Here is a 17705-nt window from a genome sequence, read left to right as displayed (position 1 = left end):
ACGCGTATTTTAGACGCTAAATACAATAACTCGATTTGCAGACAAACGGCTAATTGTCGTTAGGTTTTTACCGACATCGCTTTGTCGCCACTATTTATCACACTGTTGATGTGAAAAAGCGTCAATATTGTTCACTATTGAATCAATAAACCTGTGTTTATTTCTTATATTAATAAACATGGGTTATTTTTATTTGATTGATTTTTAAAAATTAATTCTATTTTATGACGCCTGTGAAGGCGACACATGAGGTTGTTTCATGAGCGATAAATCGCAACGCACTGAAAAATTACAAAAAATCCTTGCTCGTTCTGGTCACGGTTCTCGCCGTGAAATTGAAGGTTATCTTCAAGAGGGACGTATCAGCATTGATGGCACAAAAGCGAAATTAGGTGATCGTATTGATGTCACCACTACAGCAAAAATCCGCTTAGATGGTCGCATTCTAAATATTCGTGAAGCACAAAAAGATGTCTGTCGTGTGCTTGCTTATTATAAACCTGAAGGGGAACTGTGTACTCGCAGTGATCCACAAGGTCGTCCAACTGTTTTCCAACGTCTTCCTCGCCTTAACAGTGCTCGCTGGATTGCTGTTGGTCGTCTTGATGTCAATACTAGTGGATTACTGTTATTTACAACAGATGGTGAATTAGCTAACCGTTTAATGCACCCTAGCCGTGAAGTTGAGCGTGAATACGCAGTTCGTGTTTTTGGTGAAATCGATGATGCGAAAATTCGTCAATTAACGCGAGGTGTACAATTAGAAGATGGTCCTGCTTCATTCCGTTCGGTTTCTTACCGTGGTGGGGAAGGGATTAATCAATGGTACAATGTTTCACTTACTGAAGGACGTAACCGTGAAGTTCGTCGTATGTGGGAAGCTGTTGGTGTACAAGTTAGCCGTCTTATTCGTGTTCGTTATGGTGATATTGATTTGCCAAAAGGTTTACCGCGTGGTGGCTGGGTTGAACTGGGGTTAGCTCAAATCAACTATTTACGTCAGTTAGTTGAATTAAACGACGAAACAGTAACAAAAGTTGCAGTGGAAAAAGATCAGCGTCGCATCAAAGCGAATCAGATCCGTCGTGCGGTTAAGCGTCATACTAAAATCTCAACACGCACTTCAACATCACCTGCTAAAAGAGCATCAAGTCGTCGTCAATCAGCAGGAAATAAAAAATAATAAACGAATAATTATTTATTATTTTAAATTAAAATGTCATTTTGAAAATAATCGCCCTATTTTAATAGGGCGATTATTTTTTTGACTACTTTCTTTTTTTTATAAATCTATTTATGATGACACTATTAGGACGTATTTATTAATAACTTTATATTTAACGATAAGGTATTCAAAATAATATGTATCGTTATTTTTATTTAATTACTGTGTTATATATAACCTCTTTAGTAACAGGATGTGATTATCCTGCAATAAGAGAAAAACAAAATGGTGTTTTCTACATCAACAATAATCAATTGGAACCTTTAGAGTTTAAAATTGATAATACTAAATTTGTGATGGGGAAAGGTGAAGTAAAAAAAATTAAACTTAATAATGGCGAACATATACTTGTTGATAGTCAAGGTAAACAAAGTATATTTATGGTTTATCCCGGAAACCGTGGAGGAATAATTAATCCCAATAGAGATATCTATTATAGTTTCACCACGTTATTTAAACAAGAATATCCTCCATCTGAGGAAATCCGTATAGATGAACGTACTGTATGGGTAAATGGTATTCTTTTAAAAGGTGCGATTAATAGTTCTGATTCTCTCTTTATTGATAATAATATTTTTAGTTGTGATATTCCAATCGATGAACCACTACCTACTTATTTATCTGATTGGGAAGGTAATGAAAAAGTAAGTACATTGACCAAATGTTTTACAAAAGATGATTTTTACCAATATATCATTAAATTTCCCTATGGTATTAAATTTTATTCTGAGCATGATTTATTAACTCAATATATAGCAGAAGATAATTTTAATTGGATCGATGAAAATAATACACGAACAGATGATTTATCTCCGTTAGAAGATAACTTTAGCTTCAATGATGAAAAATTGATGAAAGAAGCGATAAGCATTCAGGAGGTAGTTAAAAAATATTTAACCTCAAGAGATCCTTCAGAAAGAAAATTATTTTATAGTGAGTATCATAAACATATCATGAAAATGGCAATACTTTATGATCAACAAATAAGACGTCAGATTTTTGTTGATAGAGAGATGTATTTAGATTTTATTAAAAAAAATGGGCGTATATTTGGTGCTGGTATTTTAGGGGAGCCCATTCTTATTTAATATTCGAGTTCTTTACATAGTGGTTACCAATCTATGCCTTTTTGTGCTTTTATCCCACTATCAAAAGCGTGTTTAATAGGACGCATTTCTGTCACTGTATCTGCCAACTCGATTAATTTTCTATGGCAGCCTCTTCCGGTAATAATGACATTTTGATGGGCAGGGCGAGAACTAAGAGCTGAAATAACTTCATCTAATGGTAAATAGTTAAAGGTAATCATATAAGTAATTTCATCGAGAATAACTAGATCATATTCTGGGTCATTAAGTAGTTTGAGTGCATATTGCCAAGTATTTAAACAGGCAACTGTATCTGTACTTTTATCTTGAGTTTCCCAAGTAAATCCTGTTTCCATCACATAGAAAGGTACACCAAACTGTTCCAGTAGATTACGTTCACCGTTTTCCCACGTACCTTTAATAAATTGCACAACACCGACCTTTTTTTGATGACCTACTGCACGTGTCGCTGTGCCCATTGCTGCAGTTGTTTTTCCTTTACCATTACCGGTAAAAATTATCACAATGCCTTGTTCTCGCTGAGCTTGCTCAATTCGGGTATCGACTTTTTCTTTTAAACGTTGTTGGCGTTTTTGGTGTTGTGCATTATTCATTGTGCTACCTTAAACTTAAATTACGTTATTCAGCGGGACCCGCTTTACGACCGGGTTGTGCATCTAAAGATTGTCCTTTCACATCAATACTGTCATCACTCATTAAATAGAGATATAACGGCATCAAATCTTTAGGTGTTTTTAGTTTTTGTGCATTTTCATCAGGGAATGCACTTGCCCGCATTGCGGTACGAGTGCCACCAGGATTAATACAGTTAATACGTAAGGTACTTTCGTTATATTCTTCATTAAGTATTTGCATAAAGCCTTCTGTAGCGAATTTAGAAACAGAATAAGCTCCCCAGCCATAGCGGCCTCGGCGACCAACGCTGGATGTAGTAAGAATAAGGCTTGCATGAGGTGCCTTGAGCATCAATGGTAATAGTGCTTTCGTGAGCATAAAAGTTGCATTGACGTTGACTTGCATCACATCATGCCAAAGGTTACTTGGTTGATTAATAATAGGCTCAATAACGCCTAATAAGCCTGCGTTTTGTAATACACCATCGAGATGGGGGAAACGCTTAACGAGCGTGTCAGCAAACTGTTGAAAGTCGTTCTCTGTTGCTGTAAGTAGATCAAGTGGATATAACATGGGTTGTTGACCACCTGATGTGATGATTTCTTCTTGAACATCTTCCAGTTTTGATAGAGTACGTCCTAATAAGATAAGTGTTGCGCCATATTGCGCATAAGTTAGTGCGGCTTCTTTTCCTATACCATCACCAGCACCTGTTACTAGAATAATTTTATCTTTTAGCACGCTATGATCGGGTTGATATTGCAACATATTGATATCCTGTCTAGTAAAAAGTAAATAAAGTGTAACGTCTTATTTGCCTAGCGACCAGTTTTGCTAGATTTTTTGTTTACAATTTATGGCTATTTTCTTTATGGTATTAAACATAATCATGCCTTTGTTGCTGGCGCTAAAGCAGAATTTCGTTAAACTAGGCATATTGGTTTTAGTCAGTGTTATTAACCTTAAAAAGAGGTCTTTGTGGAGTATATTTTGCAATATGGGTTGTTTTTAGCAGAAATTGTCACTGTTGTGGTGGCGATTATCGCTATCGTGTTGTTTTTCGTTGTGATTGGAAATAAAAAACAAAATCGTAAAGGGACGTTAAGAGTTACAGATCTTGCTGAAGCTTACGAAGAAAAACAGCGTGTTATGCAACAAGCAAAAATGGACGATGCTGAATTAAAAGTCTGGTATAAAGCGTTTAAAAAACAGCAGAAAAAAGAGAATAAACAGAGTAAAAACAATGCAAAAGAAGGTAAAAAAGGCGTTGTAAAACCTTGTTTATATGTGCTTGATTTTAACGGTAGTATGGATGCACACGAAGTGGGGGCATTACGTGAAGAAATTAGTGCCATTCTTTCTGTTGCACAAGCAAATGATGAAGTGTTACTGCGTTTAGAAAGTCCGGGTGGTATGGTTCACGGATATGGATTAGCCGCAGCTCAATTAACACGTTTAAAAGAAAAAGGGATTAAACTGACCGCAGTTGTCGATAAAGTGGCTGCTAGCGGGGGATATATGATGGCATGCGTGGCAGATAAAATTGTTGCTGCGCCATTTGCGATTATTGGTTCGATTGGTGTTGTCGCTCAGATCCCTAACATTCACCGTTTACTTAAGAAAAATGATATTGATGTTGAGTTACATACTGCTGGCGAATATAAGCGAACATTGACCTTGTTAGGTGAAAATACCGAAGAAGGCCGTGAAAAATTTAAGCAAGATTTAAATGAAACGCATCTATTGTTTAAATCATTTGTGCATAAATATCGCCCACAACTTGATATCGATAGTGTTGCAACTGGAGAATATTGGTACGGCTCAGAAGCGCTAAATAGAGGTTTAATTGATGAGGTTGGCGTGAGTGATGATTGGTTGATCAATCATATTAATGACTTTGAAGTTCTCTCTGTCCAATATGTTACCAAAAAGAAAATGGTTGAGCGCGTTACAAGTGGTGCAATGGAAAGCATTGATAAATTGATGATGCGTTGGGTACAAAGAAGCAAAAAACCACTTCTATAAGCCAAATAAATATGTAATACATGATATCAGTGATACAAATTATCGCTGATATCATCCTTCCTGACTTAAATACGATCCCTAAACTTGCCGAATAAATATTCTTACTTTTATTTTGCTAAGGCAAAAAAAAGCCAGTGAAAAAGTCACTGGCAATCAGAGAAATAATTGATATTACTTATAAAAACAGGATAAATATTTCCTCTTTCTAGGCGCATTCAATATAGCTGTAAACAGAAAATAAAAATAATTGATATTACTGATTGTATTGATAGGTAAGTGTAATCGTGAATTAAGATATGACAGACAATGCCACCTTACGATAAAAGTGAGTTTTTATTCTTTTATTTCGTTTAATTATGCCAGTTATTGGTATCTAGATGAAGGCAATAACTGGCAAGCAAAGTCTCTTTTTTGTTATCAATAAAGAGTAAGTTTATCTACTTTAGTCAATAAAAAATAATCACGAAGATGACTTATGCTAAATGATATTTTTCAGATAACACATGAGCTAAATGCTTAAACATATTGAATGCTGCGGTACTTTTTGCTGTAGGTAAACCTTGTTCATCTAAAAAAAATTCGCCTTTAAATACGAGGACATTACCTTTCTGTTCAACTGAATCAGCACGCATACCTTGTAAATAATCTTCATGTTCACATATGATTTTATTCGCTTTTTCAAGTAGCATCTCTGTTGTAATCGGTGTAGTTTGTGTTGACATAATATGTGCTCCTTAGAAAAATAATTTGTTGCGCCTCACTTTTTATCAGGTAGAGTGTGGCATTTTTAAAAGCTTAGCTACTCTATATGTAGCAAACAATGATTTGCCTGTTCCTGATCAAAGCTGTGAGGTGATTAAAATACCTCAAAAAAAGTCATGAGTTTTGAGCTCAAACAAAAGCTTTGAATAAAAACAGGTTGATATATTGCAAAACTAACGCAATATAAAAAAGAGATTTTAAACATTTTCTTAGTTGAGGGTATTAAACAATACCGTCATAACAAAGTTTAATTAGGTAAAGGTAATTATGGGTAAAGCTCTTGTTATCGTGGAGTCCCCGGCTAAAGCCAAAACGATCAATAAATATCTTGGCAATGACTACGTGGTTAAATCTAGCGTGGGTCACATTCGTGATTTGCCCAAGAGTGGTTCTGGCAGCCAGAAGAGCGAAAACTCATCCGCCACGAAAGGCGTGAAAAAAGTTAAAAAGGATGAGAAATCAGCCTTAGTCAGCCGTATGGGGGTTGATCCCTATAATGGATGGAATGCGAACTATCAAATTCTACCCGGCAAAGAAAAAGTCGTGGCTGAACTAAAAGCATTGGCTGAGAAAGCTGATCATGTCTATCTCGCAACGGACCTTGACCGCGAAGGAGAAGCTATCGCGTGGCATTTACGCGAAGTTATCGGCGGTGATGATGAACGATTTAGTCGAGTGGTTTTTAACGAAATCACTAAAAATGCCATTACACAAGCTTTCCAAACTCCAGGTGAGTTAAATATAGATCGCGTTAACGCGCAACAAGCACGTCGCTTTATGGATCGTGTTGTGGGCTATATGGTTTCACCTTTACTTTGGAAAAAAGTGGCTCGTGGATTATCTGCGGGTCGAGTGCAATCAGTTGCTGTGCGTCTTTTAGTTGAACGTGAGCGTGAAATTAAAGCCTTTGTTCCTGAAGAATACTGGCAATTACATGCATCACTGTTAACGCCTGACGAGCAGCCATTGCGTATGGAAGTCACGCATTATCATGATAAAGCCTTCAACCCAGTTTCATCTGATGAAACTCAGGTTGCGGTTAAGGCATTACAAAATGCGGCCTTCACGGTAAAAGATCGTGAAGATAGACCAACATCAAGTAAACCAAGTGCACCGCTTATCACATCAACCTTACAGCAAGCGGCAAGTACGCGTTTAAGCTTTGGTGTGAAAAAGACGATGATGCTTGCTCAACGCCTTTATGAAGCAGGTTATATAACCTATATGCGTACTGACTCAACAAACTTAAGTCAGGATGCCATTCAAATGGCGCGTGATTATATCAATGAGAATTTTGGCGCTAAATATTTGCCGAAAGAGCCAAATATTTATTCAAGCAAAGAAAATTCTCAAGAAGCGCATGAAGCTATCCGTCCTTCTGATATCAACGTTATCGCAGAATCTTTAAAAGATATGGATAACGATGCCAAACGTTTATACCAACTGATTTGGAATCAATTTGTTGCTTGTCAAATGACACCAGCAAAATACGATTCAACGACATTAACCGTCGAAGCAGGTGATTATAAACTCCGTGCTAAAGGTCGCACTTTGCGTTTTGCCGGTTGGACGAAAGTCATGCCAGCGATGCGTAATAAAGATGAAGATAAAACTTTGCCTGCAGTTGATGTAGGGGCAAAACTGGCTTTAGCTGAGTTAGAACCTACTCAGCACTTTACTAAGCCACCAGCACGTTTTAGCGAAGCGACGTTAGTTAAAGAATTAGAAAAACGTGGTATTGGCCGTCCTTCAACATATGCATCTATCATCTCCACCATTCAAGATCGTGGTTATGTGAAAGTTGAAAACCGTCGTTTTTATGCAGAAAAAATGGGTGAAATTGTAACCGATCGCTTAGAAGAGAATTTTAGCGATTTAATGAATTACGATTTTACTGCGCAAATGGAAGACCACCTCGACCATGTTGCCAATAATGAAGAAAACTGGAAAGAAGTATTAGATGCGTTCTTCACCGATTTTAGTCAGCAGCTAGAGGTTGCTGAAAAAGATCCTGAAGAAGGTGGAATGCGACCAAATCCAATGGTGATCACGTCGATTGAATGCCCAACTTGTTCTCGTCATATGGGAATTAGAACGGCAACAACAGGCGTATTCTTAGGATGTTCGGGTTATGCTTTACCACCTAAAGAGCGTTGTAAACAAACCATTAATCTGATCCCAGAAGATGAATTATTAAATATTCTTGAAGGGGAAGATGCAGAAACTAACGCATTACGTGCACGTCGTCGTTGCCCGAAATGTGGCACTGCAATGGATAGTTACCTGATTGATACACATCGTAAATTACATGTTTGTGGTAATAACCCTGCATGTGATGGTTATGAAGTTGAAGAAGGTGAATTCCGCTTAAAGGGTTATGAAGGTCCAGTTATTGAGTGCGATAAATGTGGCTCTGAAATGCACCTAAAAATGGGGCGTTTTGGTAAATACATGGGTTGTACTAATGACGACTGTAAAAATACTCGCAAGATCTTAAAAAGCGGTGAAATTGCACCACCTAAGGAAGATCCAGTTCCACTTCCTGAATTACCATGTGAAAAATCAGATGCTTATTTTGTCTTACGAGACGGCGCAGCGGGTGTATTCTTAGCGGCGAACACGTTTCCTAAATCAAGAGAAACGCGAGCACCAAAAGTAGAAGAACTGGTGCGCTTTAAAGACCGTTTAGCAGAGAAAATGCGTTATCTAGCAGAAGCCCCAGTGGCTGATCCTGAAGGAAACCCAACTATTGTACGTTTTAGTCGTAAAACAAAACAGCAATATGTTTCTTCAGAGAAAGAGGGTAAGGCAACAGGTTGGTCCGCATTTTATGTCGATGGCAAGTGGGTTGAAAAAACCAAATAACATTGGCATTACGTGGTGAATAAAAAAGCGACTAATGAGAGTTAGTCGCTTTTTTGTATTAAGAAGGTATGCTAATTAAATACACCAAAACAGTATTAATGGTTAATTTCTATTTGTCTGATGTTTTACTTTGCTAATAATAAGACGGAGATACTATGAAACTGATGCCTTTGTTACTATCTAGCTTACTCTTCACTTCTGTGGCAAGTGCTGCAACGTTAGATGTTACGTTAAAAGAAGCTTTACCGACAGGTGCAGGCAACGATATTGGCGTTGTCACTATCACTGAAACTGATTATGGGCTGTTATTTACACCTAAACTCACTGGATTAACACCGGGCATTCATGGCTTTCATATTCATGCTAATGGTTCTTGTGAGCCAGATATGAAAGATGGCAAACCTGTGCCGGCTTTAAAAGCAGGAGGGCATTTAGATCCTGAAAAAGTCGGTGTTCATTTGGGGCCTTATAATAAAGATGGGCATCTAGGTGATTTACCAGGATTAGTTGTAAATAACAAAGGTGTAGCTGATTACGCAGTATTAGCCCCAAAACTTACTAAGCTTGAGCAAGTGAAAGATAAAGCAATCATGGTGCATGTGGGAGGCGACAATTATTCTGATGCTCCTGAGGCTCTTGGCGGTGGTGGCGCAAGAATGGCATGTGGTGTGATTAAATAATTTAGTGCCACTATTATGGAATAAAAGCTGACAACTAAGGTCGGCTTTTTTTATTCTTATTTATAGCTTATAACTATTTGATATAACAAAATCTAAATAACGCTATTAATTACGTTAGACCGAAATGAAATAAATGATATAGTGGTTATAAATTACATCTTTATTATTCTTTTTAGTTATATGAATATAAATAGAATAACGGAATAATAAGTCTTTTGTTGAAGGGATAGCCTCTCCATGAAATTACAACAGTTGCGTTATATCGTTGAAGTGGTGAATAACGATTTAAATGTTTCGACCACGGCAGAGCGTTTGTATACATCTCAACCGGGAATAAGTAAACAAATTCGCATGTTAGAGGATGAGTTAGGTATACAAATATTTTCTCGTAGTGGTAAGCATTTAACGCATGTGACACCGGCGGGTGAAGAAATTGTAAGGCTGTCCCGAGAGATTTTATCAAAAACGGAAGCTATTCGCTCAGCTGCGGGTGAACACACTTACCCTGATAGAGGTTCACTATCGATTGCAACAACGCATACGCAAGCTCGTTATGTATTACCTCCTGTAATAAAAGGATTTATTGAGCGCTATCCAGATGTTTCATTGCATATGAACCAAGGTTCGCCAACGCAAATTGCTGAAGATGTATGCAGAGGTAAAAGTGATTTTGCGATAGCGACAGAATCACTGCATCTTTATAACGATTTAGTGATGCTACCTTGTTATCGTTGGAACCGTATTGTAGTGGTGTCAAAAGATCATCCATTGGCACAAAAACGAGAAGTGACACTAAAAGAACTTGCGGATTACGATATCGTTACTTATACCCAAGGTTTTACAGGACGTTCAGATCTTGATGATGCGTTCGGTAAAGTAGGGTTAAAACCTAAAATAGTTTTCACTGCGACTGATGCGGATGTCATTAAAACTTATGTGAGACTGCATTTAGGTATTGGTGTGATTGCCAGTATGGCATTTGATCCCGTACTCGATAGTGATTTAGTTGCTATTGATATGCGTGATAAGTTTAGTTATAGCACCACTAAAATTGCATTTCGTCGTAGTGGTTTCTTACGTGGTTATATGTATGATTTTATGTGGCGTTTTGCTCCTCATCTTACACGTAATTTGATTGAGCAAGCTGTTGCGTTACGAACTAATGAAGAGATTGAAGAGTTATTTAAAGATATTGAATTACCATTAGTGTAATACTGAAAGGCGGGTTATTCCCGCCTTCAAGCGTGTTCATAAACCTAATTGTTGTGATGACTCATTTCAAATAAAAATCCCCACTAAAAAAAGCGTCTGACTTTGCAATACTTAGCTGACGATACTTATTCAGAAAATCATAAAACTGCTGATTAATCAGCGGATCATCAAGAGCACTCATATCAAAAATAGAGGTAATGGTGGTGTACTCTAAAGAGAGAGTAAATTTACTACCTATACAACTGGCGAGAAGCATTTTCGCTGATTGATAAGAAAAACGTAGACTCAAAATTTTCAGCTTTGGAACAAAAATAAGATGATTATTATGATTGAGGATCTCCGTGATCCCCGCAACAGTTATTGTTTGATAGCTGTCTAATGACTTTCGTAAGCCGATTTCTATTTTTTGTCCTTGAGTTCGTAAAAAATCAATAAATTCTCCAAATGCAGGAGAAGTGGCATTGATTGCAGCTCCTAGTAATAATTGAATAAATGCTTGAGCAACAGAAAAATCAAAGGTTTGTTTATGAAGTTTCTTAGTCTCAACTTTATTGTGTCCTAGTAGTGGTAAATGGTTGAGAGTATCTAACCAATGTTCGGGGCGATAATAGGCTTCATTATCTTCTTTTTTTAATGCGGCAAGGTGGTTTGCCATAATAGAAATGAGTCCAATTTGAATATTTTTGAGTTGTGACATTTTTTCTATTTCGGAAGGCTCAAAAGGTTTTGGTGATGCGATGATAAATTGCACTAAACCTTCTGTATCTTTTATATTTTGAGAGTGCAATGCATTCATAGATAAGGTTTGTGGAAAAGGAGGAGTAACCGGCTCCGCAAAATAGTGATCAGCATTCATAATGTTTTTGAGTAAATCAGATTGCTTATTATTCATAAATATTATCCTTACGTCGTTATACCTCCTTCATTAAAACTTAATTAAGTGAAAATCTAGAGACCAAAATTTATTAACAACATGATAGCAATAACATCGTGTTAACAAATTGTGTGGTCTTTAAGCGAAATTCAGCGTTATATGGTATGTTTAATAAATAACCTTACCTATCTTGATAGTTTAAACATGCTGTCAGTATAAAAATAAGAAGGAGGAGCTATGTCGTTACGTTTGAAAAAAGAGAGTCATTCCACGCTCTTAGTCGGATCTCAAAAATATGAGTACTACCGTCTTTCAGAAGTTGCCCGCCAATTAGGTGATATTACCCGCCTTCCTAAATCTCTGAAGGTGTTATTAGAAAACTTAGTGCGTTATCTCGACGGTGATACAGTTGTTGACGAAGATATTAAAGCACTAGTTGAGTGGCAAAAAACAGCTCATGCATCACGTGAAATTGCGTATCGACCGGCAAGAGTATTGATGCAAGATTTTACCGGTGTACCCGCAGTTGTTGATTTAGCGGCTATGCGTGAAGCTGTGAAATCTTTGGGTGGACAAGTGGATAAAGTGAATCCATTATCACCTGTTGATTTAGTGATCGACCACTCAGTTATGGTTGATGAATATGCCAGTAAAAATGCGTTTGCTGAAAACGTAGAGATTGAAATGGAGCGTAACTATGAACGCTACCTTTTTTTACGTTGGGGACAACAATCCTTTGAACGCTTTCGGGTTGTGCCACCAGGGACAGGAATTTGTCATCAGGTAAATCTTGAGTATTTAGGCAAAGCTGTTTGGTCTGAAATGCAAAATGGACATCATGTGGCTTACCCTGATACTTTAGTCGGTACGGACTCTCATACCACCATGATCAATGGCCTTGGTGTATTAGGTTGGGGGGTGGGAGGCATTGAAGCAGAAGCCGCAATGTTAGGCCAACCTATCTCTATGCTCATTCCAGATGTTGTTGGCTTTAAACTGACAGGGAAATTACGTGAAGGGATCACCGCTACTGATCTGGTATTAACTGTCACGCAGATGTTACGTACTCATGGTGTTGTGGGTAAATTTGTGGAGTTTTATGGTGATGGTCTAGCATCATTACCTTTAGCCGACCGTGCAACAATCGCGAATATGTCACCAGAGTATGGTGCGACCTGCGGATTCTTTCCAATAGATGATATTACTCTTGATTATCTGCGTTTAACAGGACGTGAAGAGCAAGAGATTGCACTTGTTGAAGCGTATAGCAAAGAGCAAGGTCTATGGAGACATGCTGGTGATGAACCTATCTTTACATCAACATTATCGCTAGATATGGGAACCGTCGAGGCAAGCCTTGCTGGGCCTAAACGTCCTCAAGATAGAGTTAATTTACCGAGCGTACCTAAGGCATTTAAAGCTGCACTCGATCTTGAAACCAACAAGAAACCACTGGCGCAATTTCCACAAGTAAAAATTGATGATTATCCAGCCTTTGAGTTAACTGATGGTGCTGTCGTTATTGCAGCAATCACATCATGTACCAATACATCAAACCCTAATGTATTAATGGCCGCCGGATTACTGGCTAAAAATGCGGTAGAAAAAGGATTACAGCGTAAACCTTGGGTTAAGTCTTCTTTGGCTCCAGGCTCTAAAGTGGTTACGGATTATCTTAATTTAGCAGGACTAACACCTTATCTTGATAAATTAGGGTTTAATCTTGTGGGGTATGGTTGCACAACATGTATTGGTAACTCAGGACCTTTATTAGCACCGATTGAAAGTGCGATTAAGGATAATGACTTAACTATTGCGGCTGTATTATCTGGTAACCGTAACTTTGAAGGTCGAATTCATCCCTTAGTGAAAACCAACTGGTTAGCATCGCCACCTTTAGTGGTCGCTTATGCCTTATCAGGAAATATGAATATCGATCTTACTAAAGAGCCATTAGGTAAAGATAAACAGGGTGAGCCTGTTTATTTGAAAGATATTTGGCCAGACAGTAAGGCGATTGCGGATGCTGTCGAAAAAGTGAAAACAGAAATGTTCCATAAAGAGTACTCCGCCGTGTTTGAAGGTGATGAGACATGGAAATCACTGCAAATACAAGATACTCCTGTTTATGATTGGCAACCAGATTCTACCTATATTCGACATCCTCCTTTCTTTAAAGGAATGTCAAAAACGCCGGCTCCGATTAAAGATATTCATCAAGCCAGTATTCTGGCTATTTTAGGTGATTCAGTGACAACTGATCATATTTCACCCGCAGGTAATATTAAGGCGGATAGTCCTGCAGGACGTTATTTACGTGAACATGGTGTTGAGCCGAAAGATTTTAACTCTTATGGATCAAGACGCGGTAATCATGAGGTAATGATGCGAGGCACATTTGCCAATATTCGTATTCGTAACGAGATGGTACCAGGCGTTGAAGGTGGTTTTACCAAGCATATTCCAACAGGCGAAACACTGGCTATTTATGATGCGGCCATGCGTTATCAGCAAGAAAATACGCCACTGGTGATTATAGCTGGTAGTGAATATGGTTCTGGCTCTAGCCGAGATTGGGCGGCGAAGGGAACGCGTTTATTAGGCGTGCGAGCTGTCATCGCAGGCTCTTTTGAGCGTATTCACCGTTCTAACTTAATTGGTATGGGGGTATTACCTTTAGAGTTTCCTAAAGGGGTATCTCGTCAAACATTAGGCTTAAAAGGGAATGAGAAAATTGAGATAACAGGTCTTAACTCACTAACACCGGGTCAAGATGTTGCTGTAAATATCACTTTTGCAGATGATCGCCGTGAAACTATCATGGCTCGTTGCCGTATTGATACACAAACAGAGTTAGCTTATTTTGAACATGGTGGGATCTTGCATTATGTTATTCGTAATATGCTATAAAATAATTTAGTAGATATTAATTAGTTGGCGAAGAATGATGAATTAATTCTTCGCCTTCTTTTTTAATAGAATATTTTTATATTTAATAATATCGACAAATGACTTCATTTAATACTATAAACTAATCATTAAATGCTAAACGTATTTTTAATGAGCGTTAAGTTAATATAACAATATTAACAGATTTTTATTATCGAGGTATTTATGAAGAAATATAAAATAACGAATGAAAAAAAAGAATATAATGGTGTTACTTTATATAGAATTAGAAGAGTATATACGGATAGTCCAGGAGGATGGATAGAAAATGAAAGTAATTTAAGTAGAGAAGATAACTGTTTTATTTTTGATAATGTTATGGTATTTGGTAATGCTAAAGTCACTGGTAATGCAATTATCAGGAATAATGTGAAGATCCACGGTAATGCAATAATTAAGGGAAATAGTAAAGTAAAAGACAATGCAGAGATTTATGGTAATGTGTTAGTGGAAGATAATGTGACAATATCTGATAACGCTGTGATATATGATAATGCTGTTATTAAAGATAATGCTAAAGTATCAGGATTGGCTATTGTTCGTGGTGATGCAATAATTGAAAAAAACAGTTGGGTGACTGGTTATGCGACTATTGAGGGCAGTACGATTGTATCGGAAGATGAGTTTATTGATAGCCAACCTGGCTCTTGGGATGATATTGATAGCCTAAGAGCGTTTTATATTTATATTAATAAATATGATGAAATAGCGACTGCATATGTTAATGGTAGACATCAGGTGCCTATTACTATTTATATAGAAGCTTTAGATAAAAATGGTCGTATCATAAAAATATCCAAAGAAGATATTTATAGAAATGTACATATTGTAAATGAAAAAAACCTTCCTATTATTAACAATAATAATATTTCTTTATCTGATAAAGATAATGGGTTTGTATTTCCAAGCAGTAAAGAAGTAATAATGAACTCCCCAGATGCATCCACTTGTGTTATTTATCTTTCTGTTAATAAAGTGATAGACACCTTTAATGTATGCGCACAAACTCACATTAAAGGAAAAGAATATACTACAGCATTTAAAAATAATTACAGTGATTATTTAAACTTTATCACGCTGGATGTCGCACCCAAAAAAATATTTACAGAAGCAGATGTAGACATAAATCCGTTGGTAAATCCTAAAATAGAAAAAAATGTAGAAACATCAGGTGATGTCTTGACGAAATATTATCTAAGGTTTAACGGCAATAATAAAACGGTAACTAAGAGTGTAGAATGTGAAGAAAATAAATCTTTTCATTATTTTCAAAAAGGTAATTATCAGATAATTAGCACTTCGACTGATAATCATATTAAAGAAATTCCATTAGCGCCTTATTATTACACTAAGGAATTTCATTTTAAACCTGATACTTTAATTCCAGTCACATCAGAAAAAAATGAGAGTGGGTTATGTTTCTGGAGCTATAGTGTAGAATATGGGAAAGCATTTACATCCAGTAGGGAAGATAAAGAAATGAATTGTATTATATATGATCAATATGGTAATGATCTTAAAGTATCAATTAAAGCAGATGAAAATAATAAATTAAAGTTTTATTTTGGGTCATAACTATTAAATAAAGAGGTCACTGATTATAAGTGACCTGATAAATTATAAGTTGCGTTTACCACCCCTGAATAGCACCACCTTTAAAAATAGTCTCAGCGGCTGTTGCCACTTCGGGGGATTGATAAGCTTTAATAAAATCACGTACATTGTCAGAGTCTTTATTGTCTTCTCTTGCCACAATAATATTGGTGTAAGGAGAGTTTTTATCTTCAATAAAAATACTGTCTTTTGTCGGAGATAAGTTAATTTGTTGGATGTACGTGGTACTAATAATTGCAACGGTAACTTTAGGATCGTTTAAAACACGTGGTAATTGAGCACCTTCTAATTCCATAATGTTTAATTTAAGCGGATTATCAATGATATCGATAGCGGTAGGTAATAAACCACTATTGGGCTTTAATGTGATCAGTTTTTCTTTATCTAATAATAGTAAGGCACGACCTAAGTTAGTTGGATCATTAGGTACTGCAATGGTATCGCCGGATTTTAACTCCGAAGGATGTTTAATTTTAGTTGAATAGCCCGCCATAGGAAAAACAAAGGTATTACCGACATCCACTAAATTATAACCGCGAGATTGATTATCTTGGGCAAGAAAAGGGCGATGTTGAAAAACATTGGCATCAAGCTCTTTATTTGCAGTGGGATCATTAGGCAATAAAGAACCACTAAAACTTACCAATTCAACCTCTAAGCCATATTTTTCTTTTGCGACTTTTTTGGCGATTTCAGCTACATCTTGTTCTGCTCCATTAATGACACCAACTTTGATTGAATAGTTGTTTTTATCGCTATTATCACACCCTGTTAATAATGTTCCAGCTAATAATAGTGCGCCTAAAATCCTACCTGAAAAATGTAATAGCATATAATGTATTCCTATAAAAATTTATTTATTAATAAATAACTTAGGAACTGATGGGGAGTCAATGAAATTGCATATGACAAATTTTCACATGATATAATTTAATGATAAAAAAGACCTAAAAATAAGATATAAGAAAATAGATAGTGAATATATTTACAAGGTTTAGAATAAAAGGCACATATAAAAATCCGAGCAACTCAGGCTCGGATTTGAAAATAATGAATGTCGTGCAGTTACTGTATTACTGTGCTTTTTTAAATAAAAGATGACCCATCTTATCGGCTTTAGTATCAAGATAATGTGCATTACTTGGATTACGTCCGACAATCAAAGGTACTCTTTCAATAACATTAATTCCCGCCGCTTTCATGATTTCAATTTTCTTCGGATTATTGGTTAATAATCGAACTTCATGAATACCTAATAGGTTATACATATCAGCACAAAGGGTAAAATCGCGTTCATCAGCTTTAAACCCTAACTCGATGTTTGCTTCAACGGTATCTAAGCCTTTATCTTGTAACGCATAAGCGCGTATTTTATTTAGTAACCCAATATTTCGGCCTTCTTGACGATGATAAAGTAATACGCCACGACCTGTTTTGCTTATTTGTGAAAGTGCGGCTTCAAGTTGGAAACCACAATCACAACGTAAGCTAAATAAAGCATCACCCGTTAAACATTCTGAATGAATACGAGATAATACAGGCTCTGAGCCTGAAATATCGCCATAAACAAGGGCGACATGATCTTTACCTGTTGCGATTTCTTCAAAACCAACCATTAAAAACTCACCAAAAGGAGTAGGTAGTTTTGCTTCTGCGATACGTCTTAATTTCATTATTTTTGACTCATAATTTCAGGTGAAACTCTCGTTCAAGATTATACACTTTATAACGAGAACAAAGAGAAATAAAACACTGAAATGCTTCCATGTCTGATA

General features: G+C 36.7%; 14 protein-coding genes. 8 read left to right on the top strand and 6 right to left on the bottom strand.

The window, feature by feature from the left end:
• Window positions 1-259 precede the first annotated feature (259 nt).
• Both rluB and QSH13_RS00625 read left to right on the top strand, forming a co-directional pair.
• Complete coding sequence (gene rluB, locus QSH13_RS00630) at window positions 260-1183, top strand: 23S rRNA pseudouridine(2605) synthase RluB (RefSeq protein WP_109397353.1); 924 nt, start codon at window positions 260-262, stop codon at window positions 1181-1183.
• 179 nt (window positions 1184-1362) lie between these two features.
• The gene (locus QSH13_RS00625) at window positions 1363-2313 is read left to right on the top strand and encodes a hypothetical protein (protein ID WP_196544531.1); all 951 of its coding nucleotides are present in this window, start codon (window positions 1363-1365) and stop codon (window positions 2311-2313) included.
• A 23-nt stretch (window positions 2314-2336) separates the two neighbouring features.
• Here the strand turns inward: QSH13_RS00625 and cobO are convergent, their stop codons facing one another.
• Together cobO and QSH13_RS00615 are read right to left on the bottom strand one after the other, a co-directional pair.
• Window positions 2337-2927: a cob(I)yrinic acid a,c-diamide adenosyltransferase gene (gene cobO / locus QSH13_RS00620; RefSeq protein ID WP_109397355.1), complete on the bottom strand. Its 591-nt coding sequence runs from the start codon at window positions 2925-2927 to the stop codon at window positions 2337-2339.
• A 25-nt stretch (window positions 2928-2952) separates the two neighbouring features.
• Window positions 2953-3714: a YciK family oxidoreductase gene (locus QSH13_RS00615; RefSeq protein WP_194294846.1), complete on the bottom strand. Its 762-nt coding sequence runs from the start codon at window positions 3712-3714 to the stop codon at window positions 2953-2955.
• Between the two features lie 213 nt (window positions 3715-3927).
• On the opposite strand from QSH13_RS00615, the gene sohB reads away from it, so the two are divergent.
• Window positions 3928-4974, top strand: a complete 1047-nt coding sequence (gene sohB / locus QSH13_RS00610; RefSeq protein ID WP_109397357.1) for a protease SohB — start codon at window positions 3928-3930, stop codon at window positions 4972-4974.
• Between the two features lie 473 nt (window positions 4975-5447).
• On the opposite strand, the gene QSH13_RS00605 is transcribed toward sohB, so the two are convergent.
• On the bottom strand, window positions 5448-5696 hold the full coding sequence (locus QSH13_RS00605; RefSeq protein WP_109397358.1) for a YciN family protein: 249 nt from the start codon (window positions 5694-5696) through the stop codon (window positions 5448-5450).
• Window positions 5697-6003: 307 nt separating this feature from the next.
• On the opposite strand from QSH13_RS00605, the gene topA reads away from it, so the two are divergent.
• From topA to cysB, 3 genes are all read left to right on the top strand, one after another.
• Window positions 6004-8601, top strand: a complete 2598-nt coding sequence (gene topA / locus QSH13_RS00600; RefSeq protein WP_109397359.1) for a type I DNA topoisomerase — start codon at window positions 6004-6006, stop codon at window positions 8599-8601.
• Between the two features lie 155 nt (window positions 8602-8756).
• Window positions 8757-9281: a superoxide dismutase family protein gene (gene sodC, locus QSH13_RS00595; protein WP_196544532.1), complete on the top strand. Its 525-nt coding sequence runs from the start codon at window positions 8757-8759 to the stop codon at window positions 9279-9281.
• A 237-nt stretch (window positions 9282-9518) separates the two neighbouring features.
• Window positions 9519-10493 carry an HTH-type transcriptional regulator CysB gene (gene cysB, locus QSH13_RS00590; RefSeq protein ID WP_006536954.1) on the top strand — a complete coding sequence of 325 codons (975 nt, stop codon included), beginning with the start codon at window positions 9519-9521 and terminating at the stop codon, window positions 10491-10493.
• Window positions 10494-10554: 61 nt separating this feature from the next.
• Here the strand turns inward: cysB and QSH13_RS00585 are convergent, their stop codons facing one another.
• On the bottom strand, window positions 10555-11385 hold the full coding sequence (locus QSH13_RS00585; protein WP_286038685.1) for a hypothetical protein: 831 nt from the start codon (window positions 11383-11385) through the stop codon (window positions 10555-10557).
• A 219-nt stretch (window positions 11386-11604) separates the two neighbouring features.
• Between QSH13_RS00585 and acnA the strand changes: the two genes are divergently transcribed.
• Both acnA and QSH13_RS00575 read left to right on the top strand, forming a co-directional pair.
• Window positions 11605-14277, top strand: coding sequence for an aconitate hydratase AcnA (acnA, locus tag QSH13_RS00580; RefSeq protein ID WP_109406335.1), 2673 nt, complete (start codon window positions 11605-11607; stop codon window positions 14275-14277).
• 204 nt (window positions 14278-14481) lie between these two features.
• The gene (locus QSH13_RS00575; RefSeq protein WP_286038684.1) at window positions 14482-15891 is read left to right on the top strand and encodes an LbetaH domain-containing protein; all 1410 of its coding nucleotides are present in this window, start codon (window positions 14482-14484) and stop codon (window positions 15889-15891) included.
• A 55-nt stretch (window positions 15892-15946) separates the two neighbouring features.
• On the opposite strand, the gene QSH13_RS00570 is transcribed toward QSH13_RS00575, so the two are convergent.
• Window positions 15947-16762: a MetQ/NlpA family lipoprotein gene (locus QSH13_RS00570; RefSeq protein WP_286038683.1), complete on the bottom strand. Its 816-nt coding sequence runs from the start codon at window positions 16760-16762 to the stop codon at window positions 15947-15949.
• A gap of 241 nt (window positions 16763-17003) precedes the next feature.
• Window positions 17004-17603, bottom strand: coding sequence for a GTP cyclohydrolase II (gene ribA / locus QSH13_RS00565; protein ID WP_109397365.1), 600 nt, complete (start codon window positions 17601-17603; stop codon window positions 17004-17006).
• Window positions 17604-17705 lie beyond the last annotated feature (102 nt).

The sequence above is a fragment of the Proteus faecis genome (assembly GCF_030286765.1).
GTDB lineage: Bacteria > Pseudomonadota > Gammaproteobacteria > Enterobacterales > Enterobacteriaceae > Proteus > Proteus faecis.
This window is presented reverse-complemented; position numbering and strand designations above follow the sequence as displayed.

What these genes read in the sequence shown, in the direction of transcription:
- rluB (WP_109397353.1), top strand. Translation starts at nt 260, where the DNA reads ATGAGCGATAAATCGCAACGCACTGAAAAATTACAAAAAATCCTTGCT.
- QSH13_RS00625 (WP_196544531.1), top strand. Translation starts at nt 1,363, where the DNA reads ATGTATCGTTATTTTTATTTAATTACTGTGTTATATATAACCTCTTTA.
- cobO (WP_109397355.1), bottom strand. Translation starts at nt 2,927, where the DNA reads ATGAATAATGCACAACACCAAAAACGCCAACAACGTTTAAAAGAAAAA.
- QSH13_RS00605 (WP_109397358.1), bottom strand. Translation starts at nt 5,696, where the DNA reads ATGTCAACACAAACTACACCGATTACAACAGAGATGCTACTTGAAAAA.
- topA (WP_109397359.1), top strand. Translation starts at nt 6,004, where the DNA reads ATGGGTAAAGCTCTTGTTATCGTGGAGTCCCCGGCTAAAGCCAAAACG.
- sodC (WP_196544532.1), top strand. Translation starts at nt 8,757, where the DNA reads ATGAAACTGATGCCTTTGTTACTATCTAGCTTACTCTTCACTTCTGTG.
- cysB (WP_006536954.1), top strand. Translation starts at nt 9,519, where the DNA reads ATGAAATTACAACAGTTGCGTTATATCGTTGAAGTGGTGAATAACGAT.
- QSH13_RS00585 (WP_286038685.1), bottom strand. Translation starts at nt 11,385, where the DNA reads ATGAATAATAAGCAATCTGATTTACTCAAAAACATTATGAATGCTGAT.
- acnA (WP_109406335.1), top strand. Translation starts at nt 11,605, where the DNA reads ATGTCGTTACGTTTGAAAAAAGAGAGTCATTCCACGCTCTTAGTCGGA.
- QSH13_RS00575 (WP_286038684.1), top strand. Translation starts at nt 14,482, where the DNA reads ATGAAGAAATATAAAATAACGAATGAAAAAAAAGAATATAATGGTGTT.
- QSH13_RS00570 (WP_286038683.1), bottom strand. Translation starts at nt 16,762, where the DNA reads ATGCTATTACATTTTTCAGGTAGGATTTTAGGCGCACTATTATTAGCT.
- ribA (WP_109397365.1), bottom strand. Translation starts at nt 17,603, where the DNA reads ATGAAATTAAGACGTATCGCAGAAGCAAAACTACCTACTCCTTTTGGT.